The organism is Jeotgalibacillus sp. ET6, assembly GCF_029667115.1.
Taxonomy (GTDB): domain Bacteria; phylum Bacillota; class Bacilli; order Bacillales; family Jeotgalibacillaceae; genus Jeotgalibacillus.
In genome coordinates this window covers 1-229 of the sequence record NZ_JARUIU010000365.1, presented here as the reverse complement: position 1 = coordinate 229, position 229 = coordinate 1, and the positions used below count along the sequence as shown (strand labels likewise).

1 protein-coding gene is annotated in these 229 nt (G+C 43.7%); it reads right to left on the bottom strand.

What is annotated here, in order from left to right; genetic code table 11:
- Positions 1–46 precede the first annotated feature (46 nt).
- Positions 47–229: hypothetical protein (locus tag P6709_RS20430; RefSeq protein WP_278242698.1), on the bottom strand; the 183-nt coding region annotated here is incomplete at its 5' end.

The following is a 229-nucleotide window of genomic DNA, read 5'->3' as shown; positions in this document are numbered from 1 at the left end:
TTTCGTTTTACCGTTCCTTATAATAAAAGGGAGCAATTTAACATCATCAGCAGGCTCTTGAAGGAAGCAAATACGAGCTTTTTAAAGATGCCATGCCGATTGCCGCTGTGATCGGCGACACTAATAGAAGCGTATAAACCATGACTGACTCCAAACGGGTGAGGAAGTCCTCTGCAGAGAATTTATCGGAACTCTTGGAGAAGACACCGGATTTGTCACCTGTTAAAGC